The 21,318-nt window shown below is 68.7% G+C and carries 19 protein-coding genes; 11 read left to right on the plus strand and 8 right to left on the minus strand.

Annotated features, from left to right (window positions below; all coding sequences use genetic code 11):
• The first annotated feature begins 10 nt into the window (after window positions 1-10).
• The 3 genes from trpB to accD all read left to right on the plus strand — a co-directional run bounded on the left by trpB (window position 11) and on the right by accD (window position 3,106).
• On the plus strand, window positions 11-1,297 hold the full coding sequence (gene trpB, locus AC07OH_RS19535) for a tryptophan synthase subunit beta (protein WP_487848984.1): 1,287 nt from the start codon (window positions 11-13) through the stop codon (window positions 1,295-1,297).
• A complete protein-coding gene (trpA, locus tag AC07OH_RS19540; protein WP_495301809.1) occupies window positions 1,297-2,142 on the plus strand; it encodes a tryptophan synthase subunit alpha in 846 nt (281 codons plus the stop codon). Before trpB ends, trpA begins: the two co-directional genes overlap by 1 nt.
• A 91-nt stretch (window positions 2,143-2,233) precedes the next feature.
• Window positions 2,234-3,106 carry an acetyl-CoA carboxylase, carboxyltransferase subunit beta gene (gene accD, locus AC07OH_RS19545; protein ID WP_101493314.1) on the plus strand — a complete coding sequence of 291 codons (873 nt, stop codon included), beginning with the start codon at window positions 2,234-2,236 and terminating at the stop codon, window positions 3,104-3,106.
• An 86-nt stretch (window positions 3,107-3,192) separates the two neighbouring features.
• On the opposite strand, the gene AC07OH_RS19550 is transcribed toward accD, so the two are convergent.
• Window positions 3,193-3,753, minus strand: a complete 561-nt coding sequence (locus tag AC07OH_RS19550) for a YggT family protein (RefSeq protein ID WP_119556833.1) — start codon at window positions 3,751-3,753, stop codon at window positions 3,193-3,195.
• A gap of 90 nt (window positions 3,754-3,843) precedes the next feature.
• Here AC07OH_RS19550 and AC07OH_RS19555 point away from each other — a divergent pair, with 90 nt between their 5' ends.
• The 5 genes from AC07OH_RS19555 to AC07OH_RS19575 all read left to right on the plus strand — a co-directional run bounded on the left by AC07OH_RS19555 (window position 3,844) and on the right by AC07OH_RS19575 (window position 11,173).
• Complete coding sequence (locus AC07OH_RS19555) at window positions 3,844-4,809, plus strand: glycosyltransferase family 2 protein (protein WP_495301810.1); 966 nt, start codon at window positions 3,844-3,846, stop codon at window positions 4,807-4,809.
• A gap of 29 nt (window positions 4,810-4,838) precedes the next feature.
• Window positions 4,839-5,462 carry an LON peptidase substrate-binding domain-containing protein gene (locus AC07OH_RS19560; RefSeq protein ID WP_495301811.1) on the plus strand — a complete coding sequence of 208 codons (624 nt, stop codon included), beginning with the start codon at window positions 4,839-4,841 and terminating at the stop codon, window positions 5,460-5,462.
• Window positions 5,463-5,475: 13 nt separating this feature from the next.
• Window positions 5,476-8,757, plus strand: a complete 3,282-nt coding sequence (locus AC07OH_RS19565; RefSeq protein ID WP_495301812.1) for a glycosyltransferase — start codon at window positions 5,476-5,478, stop codon at window positions 8,755-8,757.
• 150 nt (window positions 8,758-8,907) lie between these two features.
• A complete protein-coding gene (gene lysS / locus AC07OH_RS19570; protein WP_495301813.1) occupies window positions 8,908-10,446 on the plus strand; it encodes a lysine--tRNA ligase in 1,539 nt (512 codons plus the stop codon).
• Window positions 10,447-10,486: 40 nt separating this feature from the next.
• Window positions 10,487-11,173 carry a class I SAM-dependent methyltransferase gene (locus AC07OH_RS19575; protein ID WP_495301814.1) on the plus strand — a complete coding sequence of 229 codons (687 nt, stop codon included), beginning with the start codon at window positions 10,487-10,489 and terminating at the stop codon, window positions 11,171-11,173.
• Window positions 11,174-11,194: 21 nt separating this feature from the next.
• Here the strand turns inward: AC07OH_RS19575 and AC07OH_RS19580 are convergent, their stop codons facing one another.
• On the minus strand, window positions 11,195-12,529 hold the full coding sequence (locus AC07OH_RS19580; protein ID WP_495301815.1) for a galactosyl transferase GMA12/MNN10 family protein: 1,335 nt from the start codon (window positions 12,527-12,529) through the stop codon (window positions 11,195-11,197).
• A 94-nt stretch (window positions 12,530-12,623) separates the two neighbouring features.
• Between AC07OH_RS19580 and AC07OH_RS19585 the strand changes: the two genes are divergently transcribed.
• Genes AC07OH_RS19585 through AC07OH_RS19595 form a run of 3 tightly spaced genes read left to right on the plus strand, consistent with a single transcriptional unit; the run spans window position 12,624 to window position 16,343 of the window.
• Entirely contained in the window at window positions 12,624-13,889 is a 1,266-nt protein-coding gene (locus AC07OH_RS19585) for an Hsp70 family protein (RefSeq protein ID WP_495301816.1), read from the plus strand.
• Between the two features lie 7 nt (window positions 13,890-13,896).
• Window positions 13,897-14,424: a YgjP-like metallopeptidase domain-containing protein gene (locus AC07OH_RS19590; protein ID WP_495301817.1), complete on the plus strand. Its 528-nt coding sequence runs from the start codon at window positions 13,897-13,899 to the stop codon at window positions 14,422-14,424.
• Between the two features lie 23 nt (window positions 14,425-14,447).
• Window positions 14,448-16,343: a glycosyltransferase family A protein gene (locus tag AC07OH_RS19595; protein WP_495301818.1), complete on the plus strand. Its 1,896-nt coding sequence runs from the start codon at window positions 14,448-14,450 to the stop codon at window positions 16,341-16,343.
• Here AC07OH_RS19595 and nagZ read toward each other — a convergent pair.
• Genes nagZ through era form a run of 6 tightly spaced genes read right to left on the minus strand, consistent with a single transcriptional unit; the run spans window position 16,313 to window position 21,313 of the window.
• Window positions 16,313-17,410: a beta-N-acetylhexosaminidase gene (gene nagZ / locus AC07OH_RS19600; RefSeq protein ID WP_495301819.1), complete on the minus strand. Its 1,098-nt coding sequence runs from the start codon at window positions 17,408-17,410 to the stop codon at window positions 16,313-16,315. The genes AC07OH_RS19595 and nagZ overlap by 31 nt on opposite strands.
• Before the next feature lie 44 nt (window positions 17,411-17,454).
• Complete coding sequence (gene acpS, locus AC07OH_RS19605) at window positions 17,455-17,847, minus strand: holo-ACP synthase (RefSeq protein ID WP_056572075.1); 393 nt, start codon at window positions 17,845-17,847, stop codon at window positions 17,455-17,457.
• Window positions 17,844-18,626 (minus strand): pyridoxine 5'-phosphate synthase, encoded by a 783-nt coding sequence (locus tag AC07OH_RS19610; protein WP_495301820.1) that lies wholly within the window; start codon window positions 18,624-18,626, stop codon window positions 17,844-17,846. The genes acpS and AC07OH_RS19610 overlap by 4 nt, the downstream gene beginning before the upstream one ends.
• 26 nt (window positions 18,627-18,652) lie before the next feature.
• A complete protein-coding gene (locus AC07OH_RS19615) occupies window positions 18,653-19,528 on the minus strand; it encodes a DUF7164 domain-containing protein (protein ID WP_495301821.1) in 876 nt (291 codons plus the stop codon).
• Between the two features lie 44 nt (window positions 19,529-19,572).
• Window positions 19,573-20,346, minus strand: a complete 774-nt coding sequence (gene recO, locus AC07OH_RS19620) for a DNA repair protein RecO (RefSeq protein WP_495301822.1) — start codon at window positions 20,344-20,346, stop codon at window positions 19,573-19,575.
• 1 nt (window position 20,347) lies between these two features.
• The gene (gene era / locus AC07OH_RS19625; protein ID WP_495301823.1) at window positions 20,348-21,313 is read right to left on the minus strand and encodes a GTPase Era; all 966 of its coding nucleotides are present in this window, start codon (window positions 21,311-21,313) and stop codon (window positions 20,348-20,350) included.
• Between the last annotated feature and the right edge of the window lie 5 nt (window positions 21,314-21,318).

Raw genomic sequence — 21,318 nt, forward strand, 5'->3', positions numbered from 1 at the left:
ATCGAGAACCATGCAAAGCCAATTCCAGGACTACCAGCAACCCGACGCCAGCGGCCACTTCGGCCCCTACGGCGGCACCTTCGCGAGCGAAACGCTCACCCACGCGATCAACGAGCTGCGCGACGCGTATGCGAAGTTCAAGGACGACCCGGCCTTCCTGGCCGAGTTCCACTACGAGCTGAAGCACTTCGTCGGCCGCCCCTCGCCGATCTACCACGCCGCGCGCACCAGCCGCGAAATGGGCGGCGCGCAGATCTACCTGAAGCGCGAAGACCTCAACCACACCGGCGCGCACAAGATCAACAACGTGATCGGCCAGGCGATGCTCGCGCGCCGCATGGGCAAGCCCCGCGTGATCGCCGAGACCGGCGCCGGCCAGCACGGCGTGGCCACGGCCACCATCTGCGCGCGCTACGGCCTCGAATGCGTGGTCTACATGGGCAGCCAGGACGTGAAGCGCCAGAGCCCGAACGTCTACCGCATGAACCTGCTGGGTGCGACTGTCGTGCCCGTCGAATCGGGCAGCAAGACGCTCAAGGACGCGCTCAACGAGGCCATGCGCGACTGGGTCACCAACGTCGAAAACACCTTCTACATCATCGGCACGGTGGCGGGCCCGCACCCCTACCCGACCATGGTGCGCGACTTCCAGAGCGTGATCGGCACCGAGTGCATCGCGCAAATGCCCGCCATGCTGGCGGCCGACGGCATCACCGGTGAAGCCGAGGGCAGGCAGCCCGACGTGGTGGTCGCCTGCGTGGGCGGCGGCAGCAACGCGATCGGCATCTTCCACCCCTACATCCCATTTGCCGGCACACGCCTCATCGGCGTGGAAGCGGCCGGCGAAGGCCTGGACAGCGGCAAGCACGCCGCCTCGATCCTGCGCGGCAGCCCCGGCGTGCTGCACGGCAACCGCACCTACCTGCTGCAGAACGACGACGGCCAGATCACCGAGACGCACAGCGTCAGCGCCGGCCTCGACTACCCGGGCGTCGGCCCCGAGCACGCCTACCTGGCCGACATCGGCCGCGCCGAGTACGTCGGCATCACCGACGTCGAGGCGCTCGAAGCCTTCCACTACCTGTGCCGCACGGAGGGCATCATCCCCGCGCTCGAATCCAGTCATGCCATGGCCTACGCCCTGAAGCTCGCCAAGACCATGCGCCCCGACCAGTCCATCCTCGTGAACCTCTCGGGCCGTGGCGACAAGGACATCGGCACCGTCGCCGACCTGTCGGGCGTCGATTTCTACGACCGCCCCTCGATGCGCGGTCTGAGCGTGAAGGGAGGCAAATGATGAGCCGCATTGCCGCCAAGTTCCAGGCCCTGCAAACGCAAGGCCGTCGCGCGCTGATCCCTTACGTCACCGCCGGCTTCCCCTTCGCCGACATCACGCCCGAACTCATGCACGGCATGGTCGAGGCGGGTGCCGACGTGATCGAGCTGGGCGTGCCCTTCTCCGACCCGATGGCCGACGGCCCCGTGATCCAGAAGGCCGGCGAGGCCGCGCTGGCGCTGGGTGTCGGCATGAAGCAGGTGCTCGCCATGGTGGCTGCGTTCCGCGCCCAGGACACGACCACGCCGGTCGTGCTCATGGGCTACGCCAACCCGGTCGAGCGCTACGACCTCGTGCACGGCAAGAAGGCCTTCATCCGCGACGCGGCCGCGGCCGGCGTCGACGGCCTGCTGGTCGTCGACTACCCGCCCGAGGAATGCGAGGACTTCGCCGCCGACCTGAAAGCCGCCGGCATCGACCTGATCTTCCTGCTGGCCCCCACGAGCACCTCCGAGCGCATGGCGCAGGTGGCGCGCATCGCGAGCGGCTACGTGTACTACGTGTCGCTCAAGGGCGTGACCGGCGCCGGCCACCTCGACACCGAGGCGGTCGGGCGCATGATCCCGCGCATCCGCGAGCACGTGAGCATTCCGGTCGGCGTGGGCTTCGGCATCCGCGACGCGCGCACGGCGCAGGCCATCGGCTCGGCAGCGGACGCCGTGGTCATCGGCACGAAGATCATTCAACTCATCGAAGACCAGCCGCGCGAGAACGTGGTGCCCACGGTGCGCGAATTCCTGGCCGGCATCCGGGAGGCGCTCGACGCCCTGCCGGCGGCTACCGCCAAGAACGCGGCTGGCCGATAATCGCTGCTGCCCTCACCCCCAACCCCTCTCCCGTGCGGGAGAGGGGAGCTAAGTGTCAGGAAGGCATCCTTCCTGAGAAATTCGGAGTCCCATGAGCTGGCTTGAAAAACTGCTACCCGCCAAGATCGCACAAACCGACCCGTCCGAGCGCCGCCAGGTGCCCGAGGGCCTGTGGATCAAATGCCCGGCCTGCGAGACCGTTCTGTACAAGACCGACCTCGAGCACAACCAGAACGTCTGCCCGAGCTGCAGCCACCACCACCGCATCGGCGCCCGCGCCCGGCTCGATGCGTTCCTGGACGCCGAAGGCCGCTACGAAGTCGGCCAGGAAGTGCTGCCGGTCGATGCCCTGAAGTTCAAGGACAGCCGCAAGTACCCCGAGCGCCTGAAGGAAGCCCTGGAAAACACCGGCGAGACCGACGCACTGGTCGTGCTGGGCGGCTCCGTCCACAGCATCAGCGTGGTCGTGGCCTGCTTCGAGTTCGAGTTCATGGGCGGCTCCATGGGCAGCGTGGTCGGCGAGCGCTTCGTGCGCGGCGTCGAGACCGCCATCGAACAGAAGGTGCCCTTCATCTGCTTCACCGCCACCGGCGGCGCGCGCATGCAGGAAGGCCTGCTCTCGCTCATGCAGATGGCCAAGACCAACGCCGCGCTCACGCGCCTGGCGAAGAAGGGCCTGCCCTACATCAGCGTGCTGACCGACCCGACCATGGGCGGCGTGAGCGCCGGCTTCGCCTTCGTGGGTGACGTGGTGATCGCCGAGCCCAAGGCGCTGATCGGCTTTGCCGGCCCGCGCGTGATCGAATCGACCGTGCGCGTGACCCTGCCCGAAGGCTTCCAGCGCGCCGAGTTCCTGCAGACCAAGGGTGCGATCGACTTCATCAGCGACCGCCGCGAACTGCGCAAGACCATCGCCAGCACGCTGGCCATGCTGCTGCGCCAGCCGGCCGACGCGGTGCTCTGACCTTCACCGTAGCTCAGGCTTCGGCCTGTACGCCCGCACGCCGAGAGGCGGAGCGGGCGTTTTGCTGTCCGGGGTACCCCGACGCGTCAGGCGCCGAGCCGGAACGCGAAGACCAGCAGGTTGCCCAGCACGATCGCCGCCACCTGCAGCACCACGATGGCGGCCAGCGGCGACAGGTCGACCCCGCCGATCAGCGGAATGAAGCGGCGGAAGGGCCGCACCAGCGGCTCGGCCAGGCGCGAGATCAGGTCGAGCAGCATCGGCGAGGCGCCCGGAATCCACGACAGCACCGCGTACACCACCAGCAGCGCCGTCAGGCCCGACACCGCCAGCTGCAGCAGGCCGACCAGCGACACCAGCGGCAGCGCCGTGATCCGCGCCAGGCTGCCGGCCAGCAGCCACAGCACCAGGAACTTGAGCATCACCAGCAGCCAGGCCGCGATCAGGCTCGCGAGGTCCCAGCGCTTCACCGCGGGCACGATGCGCCGCAGCGGCAGCACGATCCAGTCGGTGATGGCGAACACGAAACGCCCCAGCGGATTGCCGAAGGGCACGCGGTGGTACTGCATGTACAGGCGCAGCAGGCAGGCGCCGCCGAGCAGGCCGACGATCACGTCGAGAAGAAACGAGGGTATCTGGTACAACATGTCGGATGGGCAGAGAGGTGCGCACGCGCGCGACTGCTCCGATTCTGGACCACAAGCCTCGCCCCCGGCCACACCGCCCTACGGAACTCCATGCCTTTGCTCAGCGTCGTTCTCCCCACCTTCAACAGCGGCGACCTCCTGACCGAAACGCTTCAATCGGTGCTGACGCAGAGCTTCACCGATTTCGAACTGCTCGTCATGGACGACGCCAGCACCGATGGCACCTGGGAGCGGCTGGCGGGTCTCGACGACCCGCGCATCCGGCGGCACCGCAACGACTGCAACCTCGGCCTGCCGGCCAACATGAACATCGCGATGGCGATGGCGCGCGGCAAGTACCTGGCGCGCGTCGACCACGACGATTGCGCGATGCCGAGGCGGTTCGAGAAGCAGGTCGGCTTTCTCGAGGACAACCCCGAGGTCACCATCGTCGGCAGCCAGCTGGAGCACTTCCACGACCAGTCGGGCATCACCGGCCTGCCGCTGGACGACGCGATGATCAAGGCCCGCATGGTCGAGGGCGCCAACTACCTCGCCAACCAGAGCACGATGGGGCGCATGGACTTCTACCGCGCACACGCGCTGCGCTTCGACCCCAACCTCTACGTCGTCGACGACCTCGGCTTCTGGATGGACTGCATGCTCCACGGCGCGCGTTTCGCCAACCTGCCCGAACCGCTGACCCGTTACCGCATCCATGCGGGCATGACCTCCCGCACCCTGCAGCGGGACCGCCTCTATGCCTCGAAGGACCGCATCTACCGGCGCTTCCTGCCGCTCGTCTTCCCGCGTCTTCAGGGCCGCGAATGCGAACAGCTGTTGACCCTGTACCGCCAGCCAGAAGACATGCCGCAGACACTGCAGCACCTGGTCGACCTGCATCGCGCGGCCCACTCCGCCTTCCTGGATATCGACACCCGCTGGGGCCAGAGTGCGAGCGGCTGCAAGGAGTCGCTGGTCAAGCTGCTCAATGGCGCGCGCCACGCCTGCCAGGCCAGCGGGCTGCTGCGCCCCGAACACGCGGCGGTCCTCGACGTGATCTTTCAATCCAGCTGATCCCTGCACCTGCGCAGGGCCCTTTCAACGTGCTCATTCCCCTTTTCCCGCTCGGTACGGTCCTGTTTCCCGATGGCCTGCTGCCGCTGCGCATCTTCGAGGTCCGCTACCTCGACATGATCGGCAAGTGCCGCAAGGCCGGTGCCCCCTTCGGCGTCGTCAGCCTGACCAGCGGCACCGAGGTGCGCAAGGCCGGCGCCGAAGCCGAAAGCTTTGCCGCCGTCGGCACGCTCGCCGACATCCGCACGTTCGACGCGCCGCAAAGCGGCCTGCTGCAGATCGAATGCGTCGGCACGACGCGTTTTCGCGTGCGCAGCAGCGAGCTGCAGAAGCACGGCCTGTGGGTCGCCGAGGTCGAAGCCGTTGCCGAAGACATCGCGCTCGACATCCCCAACGACCTGCGCCACACCGCCACCGCGCTGCGCCGCCTCATCGACACCCTCGAAGAGCGCCGCCGCGCGCAAGGCGACGCGGTGCGCCTGCCGATCGGCGCGCCCTACCGCTTCGACGATTGCGGCTGGGTGGCCAACCGCTGGTGCGAGCTGGTGCCGATGCAGGTCGAGCTGAAGCAGCGCCTGATGGAACTCGACAGCCCGCTGATGCGCCTGGAACTGGTCAGCGACCTGCTGACGCGCACCGGCATCACCGAATAGATCGGTCGGCGAGATGAGCCCGGCGCCGGTCCGCTTCCACTCGATCCTGCTGCGCGCGGGCGCAGACGCCTTCGCGGACAACCACCGCGCCTACTGCGCCCGCTGGGGCTACACGCACCGGCTGCACGCCATCGGCACGCCGCACAACAGCGCGCGCACGCTGCTGGTCTACAAGTACAGCGTGGTGAGCGCCGCGCTGGCCGATGCGCCCGACGGCACGCTGCTGGTCTTCGCGGACGACGACGCGGCCTTTCTCGGGCCGCTGCCGGCACCGGCCGTGATCGGCGACGCAGCGCACTGGATCGCCGAGAACGAGCACCACCACCGCCCCGAGGGCAGCTGCTTCATGCTGCGCGCCGGCCCTGAAGCCACGGTCCTGGTGAACGCCGTGCTCGACCGCCTGCGCATCGCGACCGAAGCGGACACCGACCGCTGGGCGCACCGCGAGCTCGAAGGCATCGCGGCCCATCCGCACCACCAGCTCATCGACGGCCGGCACTACCCCAACCTGCTGTTCGCCCGCTTCGGCCACTACCTGCCGGAGGTCTCGGCCTTCGTGCTCTCGTTCAATCCCGCGGTCCACGTCGATGTGCAGGACCGGCGGGTGCGGGGCATCTTCGTGGACTACCTCAACACGGTGCTGGCGCGCGACGGCCAGCTCTACGACGACCTGCCGCCCCCCCCCACGGGCCAGCCGGACTACGCCGTGCGCAACGCCGGCCGCCCCGTTGCCTTGCTGACCAGCTACACGCCCAACATCGCCGGCTATGCCACGCTGTCGGAGCGCAACATCGCCGCCTACGCCGACCACCACGGCTACACCCACCACGTCTACCGTGACCTGCCCGCCGACCTGCGGGGCCGCGTGGCCGGCAACTGGATCAAGCCCCGGCTGCTGCTCAAGCACCTGGCCGAGCACGAACAGGTCGCGTGGGTCGATGCCGACATCCTGATCCACGACCGCACACGGCCGCTCGCGTCCCTGCTGCGCGGCCGGCCGGTGGCGCTGGCGCGCGACGTGTCGGGCTACGAGTTCAACAGCGGCTTCATGGTGTTCTCGAACACGCCGGCCTGCATCGCGTACCTGGAGCGTGTGCAGGCGCTGATCGACGAGGTCGCCGACAAGAGCGGCATCTACCTGTCCGGCGGCGACCAGGCATTCTTCGTCGCCGCCTGGCGCGAAGCGGGCAGCGAGGCGGCGATGCCGCTGTCGGATGGCGTGTCCTTCAACTCGCACCCCGCGCTGCAGGACAGCGACAGCCTCATGCTGCACTACATGGGGTACCCGGACCGCTTCCGGGCGGTGGTCATGGGCCATGACGCCCTGCGCATCGAACAGGGGGCCGGCCGGCCGCACGACACGAAGGCCCCGGCGGCGCTGCGGCCTGCGCGCCGCAAGCCGCGGCTGCACTTCACGCACCTGCACGGCATGGCGGACATCGACCAGTTCGACGACATCGTCGAGTCGTACCGGCTGGCGGCGGAAGCGCTCGGCTACGAAACCCGTTTTTCGCCGCACCAGGTCGACCCCGACCCCGATGCCGTGAATGTCGTGTTCTTTGCCTGGCAGGGCGATTGGCGGTGGTTCAAGGACATCCACTCGCGCTGCATCATCGTCAACTTCGAGCACCTGGCGCCGGGCAATTTCTGCTTCACCGAGGGTTACAGGGCCACGCTGGGGGCGTACTACGTCTGGGAGTACAGCCTCGCCAACTTCCAGAAGAACGTCGAGCTGGGCTTCACCGCCTCCGACCACGTGCCGCTCGCCTACCAGCGCGGTGCCGGTGCCGAGCCGGCCGCGGACGCCGTGCTGCCCGATGCCGAGCAGGACATCGACGTCGTCTTCTTCGGCGCCACCACCCCGCGCCGCGTGCAGGTGCTGGAAGCGCTGATCGCGCGGGGCGTTCGCGTGGTGCTGCCCATGCCGCAGCCGTGGCGCAATGCCGAGCGCGATGCCCACCTGCAACGCGCCAAGGTGGTGATCAACATGCACCAGCTGGACAACTCGCGCATCGTCGAAATTCCCCGGCTGACGGTCCTGCTGCGCAACCGCAAGGCGGTGGTCTGCGAGCTCTACCCGGACAGCGACATCGATCCGAGCCTGCGCGACGCGGTGGAAGGCGCCCCGTGGGAAGGCCTGGTCGATGCCACGCTTCGCCTGCTGGCCAACCCGGCGCGACGGGCCGAGCTGGAACGCATCGGGTACGAACGCCTGACCGCCCGGGCGCAGACGCGCTGGCTCGGTCCGGCGCTGGACCGCTTCTTCCAGTGGCAGGCCCAGCAGCCCGGCACCTGGCGCGAGGCGGCGCATGCGCAGCGATTCCGGGTGGCGGTCGTGATTGCGGCGGAACATACGGCAACCCAACTCCTGCCCGGCCTCGCGGCACAAGTGCAATGCGAGCTGGCGGTCATCCGGGCCACGTCCGCTGTGCGCGCCGGCGAGATGACGGCTTACCCCGACGACACGGTCATCCTGCTGCCGGGCAAGTTCAACCGGGCCAACGCCCGCGACGCCGCGGTCCGCCAGGCCGATGCCGACTACCTCGTGTTCTGGGACAACGGCGACACCGCCGCCCCCGACCGGCTCCACCGCCAGGCCGCCTTCCTGGCCGCGCATCCCGAGATCGACATCGTCGGCAGCTGGCTCGAGGAAGGCGAAGGCGAGACACTGCAGATGCACCGGGCACCCGAACTCGACCACGAAATCCGCGCCGAGTTTCTCGGCACCGACCGTGTGCTGCGCGCACGCACCTGCATGTACCGGCGCGAATTCCTCGTGCGGCACGACCTGCGCCATGACGATGCGTTCGACGGCGACCTCGAGGCTCAGTATTTCCTGCACCGCTGCGCGACGGCGGGCGCCCGCCTGGCCGCCATCGCCGCGCCGCTGTGCCGTCGCGGTACGCCGACGACGCCGAGCGAGGACGAGGCGCTCGCGGCCAGCGACGCTGCCGTTCGTTCGCAGCATGCCTTGCTGCGCGAGTACTTCCCCTCGCTCGCGGCACACGAACACGAGCAGCTGGCGCAGATGCGCGCCGCCTACTGGCCACCCGACGCCGCGTTTGCCGCGTCCGTGCTGGGCCTGATGGCACGCGTCGCGGCACTGCCGTCCCTTCCCTCGAACCTGGAAACCGCCACGCTGGCACGCGTACTCCGGCGCGAGGCCGTGCGGCTGATCCTTCGCTACCGCATGGCCGGGCTGATCGACGCCGCCTGGCTGGCGCAGCGCATGGACACCCCGGAAGTCGCGTACTTCCTGGCCCCCGCGCGCGATCAACTGATCGGAAAAATCTGACCCACGCAAGGAGCGCCCTTGACTGATATGCTCCTTTTTTCATAGCGCATTGCACAAGACCGACGGGCGCTCGCTGCAGCTTTTGCGCAAGACCTATCGGCTAAAATGCCAACCCCGCGCACGCTCCCGGTTGCGCCTCACCCGCCTCCCATGTCCGACCCACAGACCCCCCCCGTTTCCACGCCCGCCGTCGACGACAACCAGCTCATCGTCGAACGCCGCGAAAAGCTCAAGCTGCTGCGCACGGCGCAGACCGAAGGCAAGGGGGTCGCATTCCCGAACGACTTCAAACCCGGCCACCGCGCCGCGGCGCTGGTCGAGCAGCACGGCGGCACCGAGCCCGAGGCGCTGGAAGCGCAGGCCGTGGCCGTCAGCGTGGCCGGCCGCATGATGCTCAAGCGCGTGATGGGCAAGGCCAGCTTCGCGACCGTGCAGGACGCCACCGGCCGCATCCAGCTCTACGTGACGCGCGACGCCATCGGCGAAGAGGCGTATGCCGACTTCAAGCGCTGGGACCTCGGCGACATCCTCGGTGCCGAAGGCACGCTCATGAAGACCAAGACCGGCGAACTGTCGATCAAGGTCAGCCGCCTGCGCCTGCTCACCAAGAGCCTGCGTCCGCTGCCCGACAAGTTCCACGGCATGGCCGACCAGGAGCAGAAGTACCGCCAGCGCTATGTCGACCTGATCACCGACGAATCGGCCCGCGTGCGCTTCACCGCGCGCAGCAAGGCCGTGAGCGCGCTGCGCGAGTTCATGGTGGCCAACGACTTCCTCGAAGTCGAGACGCCCATGCTGCACCCCATTCCGGGCGGGGCGAACGCCAAGCCCTTCAAGACGCACCACAACGCGCTCGACCAGGAGATGTTCCTGCGCATCGCGCCCGAGCTGTACCTCAAGCGCCTGATCGTCGGCGGCTTCGAGCGCGTGTTCGAGATCAACCGGAGCTACCGCAACGAGGGCATCTCGGTGCGGCACAACCCCGAGTTCACGATGATGGAGTTCTACGCGGCCTACTGGAACTACCGCGACCTGATGGACTTCACCGAGACGCTGATCCGCACCATCGCCGACAAGGCCGTGGGCACGCAGCAGCTCACCTACGGCGGCAAGGCCGTCGACCTCACGCAACCCTTCGAGCGCCTGACGATCCGCGAAGCGATCCTCAAGCACACCGATGCCGGTGATGGCGTGGACGACAGCGCCTGGCTCATCAACGCCCTGCGCAAGCTCGGCCTGAGCGAAGAAAAGGACAAGCTCTCGCAGCGCAGCCTCGCCAGCCTGCAGGTGATGTACTTCGAGGAGACCGTGGAAGAGAAGCTCTGGCAGCCGACCTTCATCATGGAGCACCCGACCGAGATCTCGCCGCTGGCACGCGCCAACGACGAGCGCCCCGAGGTCACCGAGCGCTTCGAGCTGTACATCACCGGCCGCGAGTTCGGCAACGGCTTCAGCGAGCTGAACGACGCCGAAGACCAGGCCGCGCGCTTCAACGCGCAGGTGGCCGCCAAGGACAGCGGTGACGACGAAGCCATGTTCTACGACCACGACTTCGTGCGCGCCCTCGAATACGGCATGCCGCCCACCGGCGGCTGCGGCATCGGCATCGACCGCCTGATGATGCTGCTGACCGATTCGCCGAGCATCCGCGACGTGATCCTGTTCCCCGCGCTGCGCCGGGAAAGCTGACGACACCGCCCCCCTTCGCGCTCACCATCTTTCTGCACCCATGACCACCCAGGCGCCCGAAACTGTCTTCTCCGACATCTTCAAATCGAACGCCTGGGGCTCGGCAGAGAGCGTGTCCGGCGCGGGCTCCGAGCTCACGAACACCGCGCAGGTGATCCGGGAGCTGCCGCACCTGCTGCGCGAGCTGCAGGTGCACAGCCTGCTCGACGTGCCCTGCGGCGACTTCAACTGGATGCAGCACGTCGACCTGACGGGCATCGACTACCACGGCGCCGACATCGTCGATGCGCTGGTGGTGCGCAACACGGGGCGCTTCGCGCGGCCGGGACGCCGTTTCAGCCGGCTGGACCTTCTGAGCGACGCCTTGCCGACCGTCGACCTCGTCCTGTGCCGCGACTGCCTGTTCCATTTTTCCCATGCCGATGCCTTCCGGGCCCTGCATGCGGTGGCGGCCAGCCGGTCGAAGTGGCTGCTGACCACCACCTTCACCTACCGCTCGCTGCCGCGCAATGCAGACATCCAGACGGGCGGCTGGACACCGATCAACATGGAGATGGCGCCCTTCCATCTGCCGCCGCCCCGGCGCCTGATCGTCGAGGGCAACGTCACCGAATCCATCATCTACGCCACGGACGACGGCTCGCGCCAGTACCCGCAGAGCGATCGCAGCCTCGGCCTGTGGCTGGTGGACGACGTGCGCGACACGCTGCACAAGCTGGGCCGCTGAGCGCCCCGCTTCAGCTTCAGCTCAACCCAGGCGCTTGGACCGCGCGTCCACGTCCGCCATGTACACCGACCGGTAAGGCTCCCCGAGCCCCACGAAGTGCACCAGCAGGCTGTCGTCGCCCGCCAGGTGCGGCGGCGTGTTGATGCTCAGCAGGTCGGTAATGACCGCATCGCCGATCAGGCCGTGCTCGCCGAGCACCACGTTCGTGTAGTACTGGTCGCCCTGGCTGGCGTACACGGTCGACTTGTCGTCGACGCCGGTGATGCGCTCCCACAGCTGCGTGAGCAGCGCGAGGTTGCCCTCGGTGTGGCGGAAGCCCATCACGCCCGAATTCACGTCCCACGCGCCGATGTCCTTCGCGAACAGCAGGTCGCGGCCTTCGAGCAGCGGCTCGATGCGTTTCGCCTGGTTGACGAACAGCGTGTCGGCATCGACCCACACCACCCACTGGTGCTGTGCGAGATGCCGCTTCACGAGCCAGCTCTTCACCCAGGCGCCGCTGATCGACGGATCGAGTTCGTCCGGGATGCCGCGGTAGACGTGGTAGCCATACCCGTGCCGCTCGCAGTAGCGCCGCACGTTGTGCTCCGACACGCGCGCGTAGTCGTTGATGTGGTGCGTGTAGAGCGTGACGAAGGCGATGGACGCCTGCGGGTTGACGCACGAATACGCGTCTTCAGAGATCGCCGGGTAGGCCGGCGACGGCAGCACGGGCTCGCCGTCGATCAGCGCCGCGTTCACCCGGCGCACCAGCAGGCGCTGCAGGTTCGCGTCGTGCAGCAGCTCTTCCATCACGCGGCCTTCGGCATCCAGCTCCGGCAGGGCCGCCAGGTGCACCACGAAGATGCGGGCATGGAACCAGGTCGCGATGCGCCACGAGACGTTCACATAGCAGTCGCCGATGGGCCCGTTGCACGGCAGCAGGCCGGCCGGCTGCAGCAGCGCCGCCGCGTCGAGACGGGGCGTGACGCGCGCGACGACCTGGCTCGCCGCCCGGATGAGCGCATGCAGCAGCGCGCGGTTGGCCGCCGTGTTGCGCAGGATCATCAGGTTGACGAGCGGCAGGCCCTTGGGCCCGTCCACCACGAGCAGGTCGCGACCTTCCAGGAGCGTTTCGACGGCCACCGGGTGGAACACCACCGAATCACCATCGAGAAAGAGCAGCCAGTCGCCCTCGTCGAGCCCGCGCAGGCGGCGCAGCATCTCGGCGTATTTCGCGCAGTCGCGCAGCGCGGGGTGCCCGGCGCGCTCGGTCTCCACCCAGGCATGGGGGTAGCCGAAACGGCGGCAGTAGTGGCTGTGGTTGCGCAGCACCGGCTCGTCGAGCCGGTCGAAGAAGGTCAGGCACAGCGGCATCGACGGCGTCCGGGTGGGGTGGTCATTGGGCCGCAGTCTATCGCGCGCTTCGGCCGACCCTCTACACTCTTGGGCCCTCCGATTTCCTGCTTGAATGAATCCCCTACGCACCCCGGCCATCGGCATCGATTTCGGCACTTCGAATTCCGCGGTCTCCTACGCCTCCCCCGGCGAGGCCGCGCGCCTGCTGCCCATCGAAGGCAGCGCCACCACCCTGCCGACCGCCCTCTTCTTCAACGCCGAGGACCGCAGCACGCACTTCGGCCGCGACGCCATCGCGCTGTACCTGTCCGGCGTCGAAGGCCGGCTCATGCGCTCGCTCAAGAGCCTGCTCGGCAGCCCGCTGATGCAGGAAAAAACCGCCGTCTACGACGGGCTGGTCAGCTTCGAGGACATCATCGCGCGCTTCCTGCACGAACTGGTGACGCGCGCCGAACGCGAGCTGGGGCAGCGCCCCGAGCGCGTGGTCATCGGCCGCCCGGTGCACTTCGTCGATGACGACGCCAAGCGCGACCAGCGTGCCGAAGAAAGCATGCGCCACGCCGCGCGTGCGGCCGGCCTGCGCGACGTGTCCTTCCAGTACGAACCCATTGCCGCGGCCTTCGACTACGAGCAGCGCGTCACGCGCGAGTCGCTGATCCTGATCGTCGACATCGGCGGCGGCACCTCCGACTTCACCGTGGTGCGCCTGGGCCCCGAGCGCATGGCGCGCCCTGACCGCGCCGACGACGTGCTGGCCACCAGCGGCGTGCACATCGGCGGCACCGACTTCGACCAGCGCCTGAACCTGGAGCGCGTGATGCCGCTGCTCGGGCTGCGCCACCTCGGCCCGAGCGGGCGCGAGGTGCCCAGCAAGGTGTTCTTCGAGCTGTCGTCCTGGCACCTGATCAACTGGCTCTACGCCCCGAAGGCCGTGCGCCAGGCGCGCGAACTGCGCACCAGCTACAGCGACCGACACCTGCACGACCGCCTGATGACGGTGCTCGAGGAGCGCCACGGCCACCGCATCGCCAGCGAGGTCGAACAGGCCAAGATCAACGGCTCGGTCAGCGACGCCGAGGTACAGATCGACCTGTCGTGCATCGAGGCGGGGCTGGTGTCGGCGCTGACGCCGGCCGACATGGCGCAGCAGCTCGCGGCGCCGCTGGAGAACGTGGTGGCCTGCGCCCACGCCTGCGTGAAGCGCGCCGGCCTGCGCAGCGGCGACCTCGACGCCATCTACCTCACCGGCGGCTCGTCGGCCCTGCGCCCGTTCCAGCGGGCGCTGCGCGCGAGTTTCGCCGGCGTGCCGCTGATCGAAGGCGACCTGCTCGGCGGCGTCGCGGCCGGGCTCGCCTATTCGGCGCGCACGGCGGGGTGAGCCGCAGATGAAGTACCTGTCCGCGTACCCGCCCGCGCTGCTGGCGCAGGTGAGTGAGCTGATGGCGGCCGACAAGCTCGGCGCCCTGCTGCGCGGACGCTACGCCGGCCTGCACGACATCCGCACCGACCGCGCGCTGTACGACTACGCCTGCGAACTCAAGGGCGAGTACATGCGCAAGGCCGAGCCGCTGGCCAAGGCGGTGTTCGACAACAAGCTGCATGTGGTGCGCCACGCGCTGGGCACCCACACCACCATCGCCCGCGTGCAGGGCAGCAAGCTCAAGACCAAGCGCGAGATCCGCGTGGCCAGCCTGTTCAAGACCGTGCCGCTCGAATGGCTGCGCATGATCGTCGTGCACGAACTGGCCCACACGCGCGAGAAGAACCACGACAAGCCCTTCTACGCGCTGTGCACGCACATGGAGCCCGAGTACCACCGCTTCGAGTTCGAGCTGCGCCTGTACCTGACGCACCTGGAGGCGGGCGGTGCGCCGCTGTGGCCCGCGGTGGTGGGCGCGCCAGGTTCGGATTGACCTGACCCGCTACAGTCGTCGCCATGACCCTGCCACGGCTGCACTTCACGTCACTGTCCGAGGACGCGGTCTGCGGCGACATCGTGCGCACCTACCAGCTGGCGGCCGAGCGGCTGGGCTACCCGACGACGTACACGCCGCACAACATCGATCCGGGCGCGATCAACCTGCTGTTCTTCTTCTGGAACATCCCGTGGCAGCGCATCGCGGCATTCCACCCGAACTGCATCGTCGTGAACCTCGAGCCAATGATCGAGGGCACGCATGCCTGGAACGCCAACTACCTCGACCTGCTCCCGCGCTGCTACCTGTGGGAGTACAGCAAAACCAACTTCCAGCGTCACCGCGAGCTCGGCTACCAGAACGCCGACTGCGTGCCACTCGGCTGGGAGCCTGACGCGGCGCGCACCCTGCCGTGGTCCGAGGTGCTGCCCGAGGAAGCACGGGACATCGATGTCTGCTTCTTCGGCTCGCTCACGCAGCGGCGCATCGACATCATCGAAGCGCTGCAGGCGCGGGGCCTGCGCGTCGAGGTCACGAACGGCGGGTTCTGGTCGCTGGAGAAGCGCGAAGCGACCATGCGCCGCACCAAGGTCCTGCTGAACCTGCACAACTGGGAGGACTCGCGCGTGGTCGAGACGCCGCGCCTGTCGACCTTGCTGCGCCACCGCAAGGCCGTGGTCTGCGAGCTCTATCCCGACAGCGAGGTCGACCCGGCCTTCCGCGATGCGGTGGTGGGCGTGCCCTACGACCAGCTGGTCGACACCGTCGTGGCGCTGGTCGCCGATGCGCCGCGCCGCGCCCGACTCGAACGCGAGGGGCTCGACAAGATCAACGCAGCCGTGGCGCCGCCGGACATCGGCCCCGCGCTCGAACGCTACTTCGCCTGGCGCGCCCAGCAGCCCGACCGCGTACCGCCCGTGACCATGCCGCGCGTGACGGTCTGCCTGACGCCCGACGGCAGCCGCGACGACTGGCTGCAGGACTTGCGCGACTGGGCCGCACAGGCCGACGTGGCGCTGGAGCTGGTCGTGGTCGCGGCAGGCCTTCCAGCAGCGGCTGAAAGCGAGGCGCGCGCCATCGCCCCCGGCCTGCGGTGGATCGCGCTGCCCATGGCCTGCGACCGCCCCACCCTGCGCAACCTCGCGCTCGCGCAGGCCACCGGCGACCACGTGGTCTTCGCCGATGCAGGCGACCGCGCCCTGCCCGGCCGCCTGCAGCGCCAGGCCGCGCTGCTCGCCGCCTGCCCGGACCTGGACATCGTCGGCTGCTGGAGCGAGACGCCGGCCGGACCGCTGAAGTGCGCCCAGCGGCACGACGAGATCGTGGCCGAAGCCTTGGGCCCCGAGCCGCTGCGGCTGTCGGCCTGCCTGGTGCGCCGCGGCTTCCTGGAACGCACCGGCGTGCGCCACGACCCCGAGTTCGCGGCGGTGCACGACGACCTGCAGATGCTGTGCCGCTGCATCGTGGCCGGCGCGCGCTTCGCGGTCATTCCCGAACTGCTGCACCGCGCGGCGCCGGTCGAGCCGCCAGCCAACCTCGCGCATGCCGCCTCGCTCGCCATGCGGGCGCGACGTGCGGTGCTGCGCCACCTGCTGCCGCGCAGCCGCGTGGAAGACATCGACCTCGTGGCCCAGCTCTACGCGCACCTGTGGCCGCCGCAGCGCGACTTCGCCGAACAGGTGTTGCGCACCGTGGCGCAGGCCTGCGCGGCGCTGACGCCCGTCGGCACGCCGCGGATCGACGCTGAAATGCTGACGCGCGCGCTGCGCACCGAAACCCTGCGGCTGCTGCAGGTCTTCTTCCGGGCCGGCCTGGCCGACAAGCCCTGGCTGGAATCGCTGTTCAAGACACCCGAGGTGGCCGCGTTGCTCGGCCCCGCGGCGAATCAGCTGCCGGTGCGGCCCTTCCGCGACTGAGCGCCGGCCAGCAGGCGCTGCGCCTGCACGTAGCGCGTCGAGGCCGTGAGCGCCTGCCAGTCAAGCGCTTCATCGCTCGGCAGCAGCGACCGGCGCCGTGCTTCGCTGGCCGCATCGCCCTGCCAGCGGCCGTCGGCCGCCGCGGCGGTGAAGCCGTCGAGCATCTCGTCCAGCGGCCGGCCTTCGCCGATGCTCTGGTTGCACAGCAGCGCCAGGTCGCAACCCGCCGCGAGCGCCGCCAGTACGGCATCGGTGTAGCTCAGCAGCTGGCCGTCGATGTAGCGCCCGGCCTCCATGCTCAGGTCGTCGCTGAACACGGCGCCGTCGAACGCGAAGCGCTGGCGCAGGATGTCCTTCAGCCATTTTTCGGAGAAACCCGCCGGCCGCTTGTCGACCTTCGGGTAGATCACGTGCGCCGGCATCACGGCCGCGAGCGTGCCGCCCAGCCAGTCGTAGGGCCGTGCGTCGTCGGCCAGGATGGCCTTCAGGCTGCGCCGGTCGACCGGGATCTCGACGTGCGAATCGGCCTGCACGAAGCCATGCCCCGGAAAGTGCTTGCCGCAATTGCGCATGCCCATCTGCAGCATGCCGTGCATCACGCTCTTGGCGAGCAGCGCGACCACGCGCGGGTCGCGGTGGAAGCTGCGGTCGCCGATCACGCTGCTGCCACCGTAGTCCAGGTCGAGCACCGGTGCGAAGCTGAAGTCAACGCCGCAGGCGCGCAGCTCGCCGGCCAGCACCTGCCCGGCGGCGGTGGCGACCTGCGTGGCGCGCAGGGCATCGTGCATCCACAGTTCGCCCAGGCTGCGCATCGAGGGCACCCGCGTGAAGCCGTCGGTGCGAAAGCGCTGCACGCGGCCGCCTTCGTGGTCGACGCAGATCAGCAGGTCGGGGCGGATCGCCTTGATCTCGGCGTTCAGCGCAGTCATCTGCGCGCGGTCCTGCCAGTTGCGGGTGAAGTGGATCACGCCGCCCACATGCGGGTTCGCGAGGCGCCGGCGGTCGGCGGCGGTGAGTTCGGTGCCGGCCACATCGATGAGGAGCGGCGCGTGGTTCAGGTCGGTCATGTCGGTCGATCGGTCGGCAAGGCGCAACGGCGCCGGAGATTCGTTCAGGCCTTTTCCACCACCACGAAGCTGGCGGCGTACTCGGTTTCGTCGGTGACGGTCACGTGCGCCGTCAGGCCCTGCGCCTCGAACCAGTCTTTCAGCTCGCCGTGCAGCACGATCACCGGCTTGCCGCTGCGCAGGTTGGCGATCTCGCACAGGCGCCAGCTCATCGGCATGCGCATGCCCAGGCCGATGGCCTTGCTGAAGGCTTCCTTGGCGGAAAAGCGCGTGGCGAGGTAGCTCAGGCCGCGCTTGGGCCAGCGTGCAGCGCGGGCCTGCCAGATGGCGAACTCCGCGTCGCTCAGGACCCGGCGGGCGAAGCGCTCGCCCTGGCGCTCGAAGGTGGCCGCGATGCGGCGCACGTCGCAGATGTCGGTCCCGATGCCGTAGATCATGCGGCGTCGGCGATGCAGCGCAGGTAGTCGCGCGTGGTGGCGGCGTACCCGAGTTCGAGCGCATCGGCGACGAAGGCATGGCCGATCGACACCTCGTGCACGCCGCGCACCGCGCGCAGGAACGGCGTGAGGTTGTCGCGGCTCAGGTCGTGGCCGGCGTTGACGCCCAGGCCCGCCGCATGGGCGGCCTGCGCCGCGGCCACGTAGCGCGCGAGCACGGCGGCTTCCTGCGGCGTGCCGCGCGAGGCGGCGTAGCCCTCGGTGTAGAGCTCGACGCGGTCGGCGCCCACGGCCTTGACGGCGGCCATCATCTCGGGGATCGGGTCCATGAACAGGCTCACGCGCACGCCCAGTGCCTTGGCTTCGGCGATCAGCGGGCGCAGGCGCTCGGCGTCTTCCGGGAAGCTCCAGCCGTGGTCGCTGGTCGACTGGGTTTCGCTGTCGGGCACGAAGGTGGCCTGGTGCGGCTTGAGCTCGCGCACGAAGTCCATCAGGTTGTGGAAGGGATTGCCTTCGATGTTGAACTCGATCTTTGGCCAGTCGCGCGCCAGCAGTTCCGACAGGTCACTCACGTCGTGCACACGGATGTGGCGCGCGTCGGGGCGCGGATGCACGGTGATGCCCTGCGCGCCCGCCGCCAGGCAGGCCTGGGCGGCGCCCACCACGCTCGGGATGCCCAGGTGGCGCGTGTTGCGCACCAGGGCCACCTTGTTGAGGTTGACCGACAGGGCCGTGGTGGTGCGAGGGAGGGAGGAGGAGGTGCCGGAGGTATCGCTCATGGACGCAATCGCTTTCTTCTCTTCGTTCATGCGCCGCCCGCGCCGGCCCGGAGGTCGTCGGTGGGGGTGACAGCAAGCCAGTGACAGTAGCCGCCGAGCGTCGTCCTGTCGATGTCGCCGGGCGCCATGTGGTCGTAGGCGCCGGCACGGAAATGATGCTTGGACCAGTACTGGTCGGTGTGCCAGCCGTGGATGTGCAGCACGTCGCCGCCCAGCCTGCGGTCGGTGTACGGCAGGTGGTCGAGCAGGCCCAGCGAGCAGCGCTGGGGGTAGGTGCGCCGCAGCGCCAGCTCGCCGGCGTACATGGTGAGCACGTTCTTGCACCAGCCGGGCCACTCGCCCTGGAAGTCGCGAAACTCTTCGTCGAGCAGCTTGTGGCAGTAGTCCAGCTGGGCCTGCACGAAGTTGCCCACGAACTCGGTCGGCCCCAGCACCGACGCGCCCACGTTGTGCAGCCCCGAATGCGGAAAGCCCCAGCGCGCGCTGCACTCGGACAGCTTGCGGCGCACCTCTTCCTGGTACGCATAGGCGCCGAAGCCGAAGCACAGGCCAGTCGGCTCGAAGCTGGCCAGCGCCGGCGTGACGAAGGTGTCGCAGTCGGTCTTGAGGATGGCGTCGTAGTTGCGGCATACGGCGAGCACCGCCGGGTCGCACAGGTTCGCGATCGAATTGATGTAGCCGTAGCCGGCCCACTCGGCGTACTGGTCGGCGTAGGGCAGGCCCGGAATCACGACGATCCGGTCGTCAGTCGGCAGCCGGGCGATCACGTTCGGGTGGCACACCGCGATCAGCTCCCCGCCGCGCGCGAAGACGCCGGAGACGATCATGCTCCGGTACAGCCAGTGGAACTCGTCGACGATTTCTTTCTTGTCGTCGACGTAGACGAGGACACCCAGACGCATGGCTTCGGTTCTCAGGTTGGCGTTTCGATCGATCGTGCGCCGGGCTAGAGCGCTTGCAGGTCTCTCATCATCTGCCGCGTGCGCAGCGTGGTCACGCCGCAATGGTAGTTGAGCAAGGCCCGCAGCTGGTTGCGCAGGGCACTGTTGCTGCCGACGTTCATCGTCGCGACCTCGCGCAGGGTGGCGGTGAACGGCGTGCGATCGTCGAGCACGCTCTGCAGCGCCCGCCAGTCGGCACCGGCCAGCGCGGCCTCGTCCTTGGCCGCCTGGCGCAGGCCGGCTTCCGGCACGAGGCTGTAGCGCGTGCGGGCCGCCAGCGGCTCCAGGGTGAGCGTCTGCGCGTCGAGCGAAGGCAGCAGGCCGACCGAACGCAGCAGCAGCAGTTCGAAGGCGCGCAGCGCGGCGGCCTGTGTCGCGGCCTGGGCGCCCGCGTGGTCGCCGGCCAGCACCTGCACCACGCCGGTGTAGGCGTCGAACAGCGCCTCGTGCGCGTCGTCGCGCGCCAGCAGGCGCAGCAGGAGTTCGTTGACGTAGTAGCCCGAGAGCAGCGCCTCTCCCGTCGGCATGACGTGGCCGCCCATCCACTCGGCGCCTTTCAGCGTGCGGATCTCGGCGTCGCCGCCGTAGTTGAGCTGCAGCGGCTGCAGCGGCAGCAGCACCGGACGGAAATTGGAACTCGGCCGCTTCGCCCCCTTGGCCACGAGCGCGATGCGCCCGTGGTGGCGGGTGAAGACCTCGAGGATCAGGCTCGACTCGCTCCAGTCGTAGCGATGGAGCACGTAGGCCGGTTCATGCGAAACGCGATGAGCGGCGGCCACTTCATTCGTAGCCGAAGGAGCGCACGCGGGCTTCGTCGTCGGCCCAGCCGGAGCGCACCTTCACCCACAGCTCGAGGAACACCTTGGCGTCGGCCAGCTTCTCAAGCTCGACGCGGGTTTCCATGCCGATGCGCTTGATGCGCTCGCCCTTGTCGCCGATCACCATGGCCTTGTGGCCGTCGCGCTCGACCACGATGGTGGCGGCAATGCGCAGCAGGCGCTTCTGGCCCTTTTTCTGGGGCGGCTCTTCCTCGAACTTGTCGATGATGACGGTCGAGGTGTAGGGCAGCTCGTCGCCCGTGAGGCGGAAGAGCTTCTCGCGCACCAGCTCGCCGGCGAGGAATTTCTCGCTGCGGTCGGTGAGTTCGTCTTCGTCGTAGAACCAGGGCTGTTCGGGCAGGTACTTCTCGCAGATGCCGAACAGGCGCTCGACGTCCTTCGCGTTCTTGGCCGACATCGGCACGAATTCGGCGAAGCTGTGCTTGGCCTGCATGGTCTGCAGCCAGGGCGCGATGTCGCCGCGGCGGTGCACGTTGTCCAGCTTGTTGGCCAGCAGCACGGTCGGGATGCCCTTGCCGAGCAGCTTGAGCACGCGCTCGTCGGCCGGCGTGAAGCTGCCGGCCTCGACCACGAACAGGATCAGGTCGACGTCGCCGACCGCGCCCTGCACGGTCTTGTTGAGCGACTTGTTCAGAGCGTTGGCATGCAGGGTCTGGAAACCCGGCGTGTCGACGAACACGAACTGCGTGGCGCCCAGCGTGCGCATGCCGGTGATGCGGTGGCGCGTGGTCTGCGCCTTGCGCGAGGTGATGCTGATCTTCTGGCCGACCAGTGCATTGAGCAGCGTCGACTTGCCCACATTGGGCTTGCCGACGATGGCGATCAGGCCGCAGTGCTGCGGCCCGGTGGCAGGCGTGTCGCCTGCGGTGTCTTCGGGTCCCGCTTCGGGATGGGTCACATCGTTCATTCTGA

The sequence above is a fragment of the Variovorax sp. GW821-FHT10C12 genome (assembly GCF_059415405.1).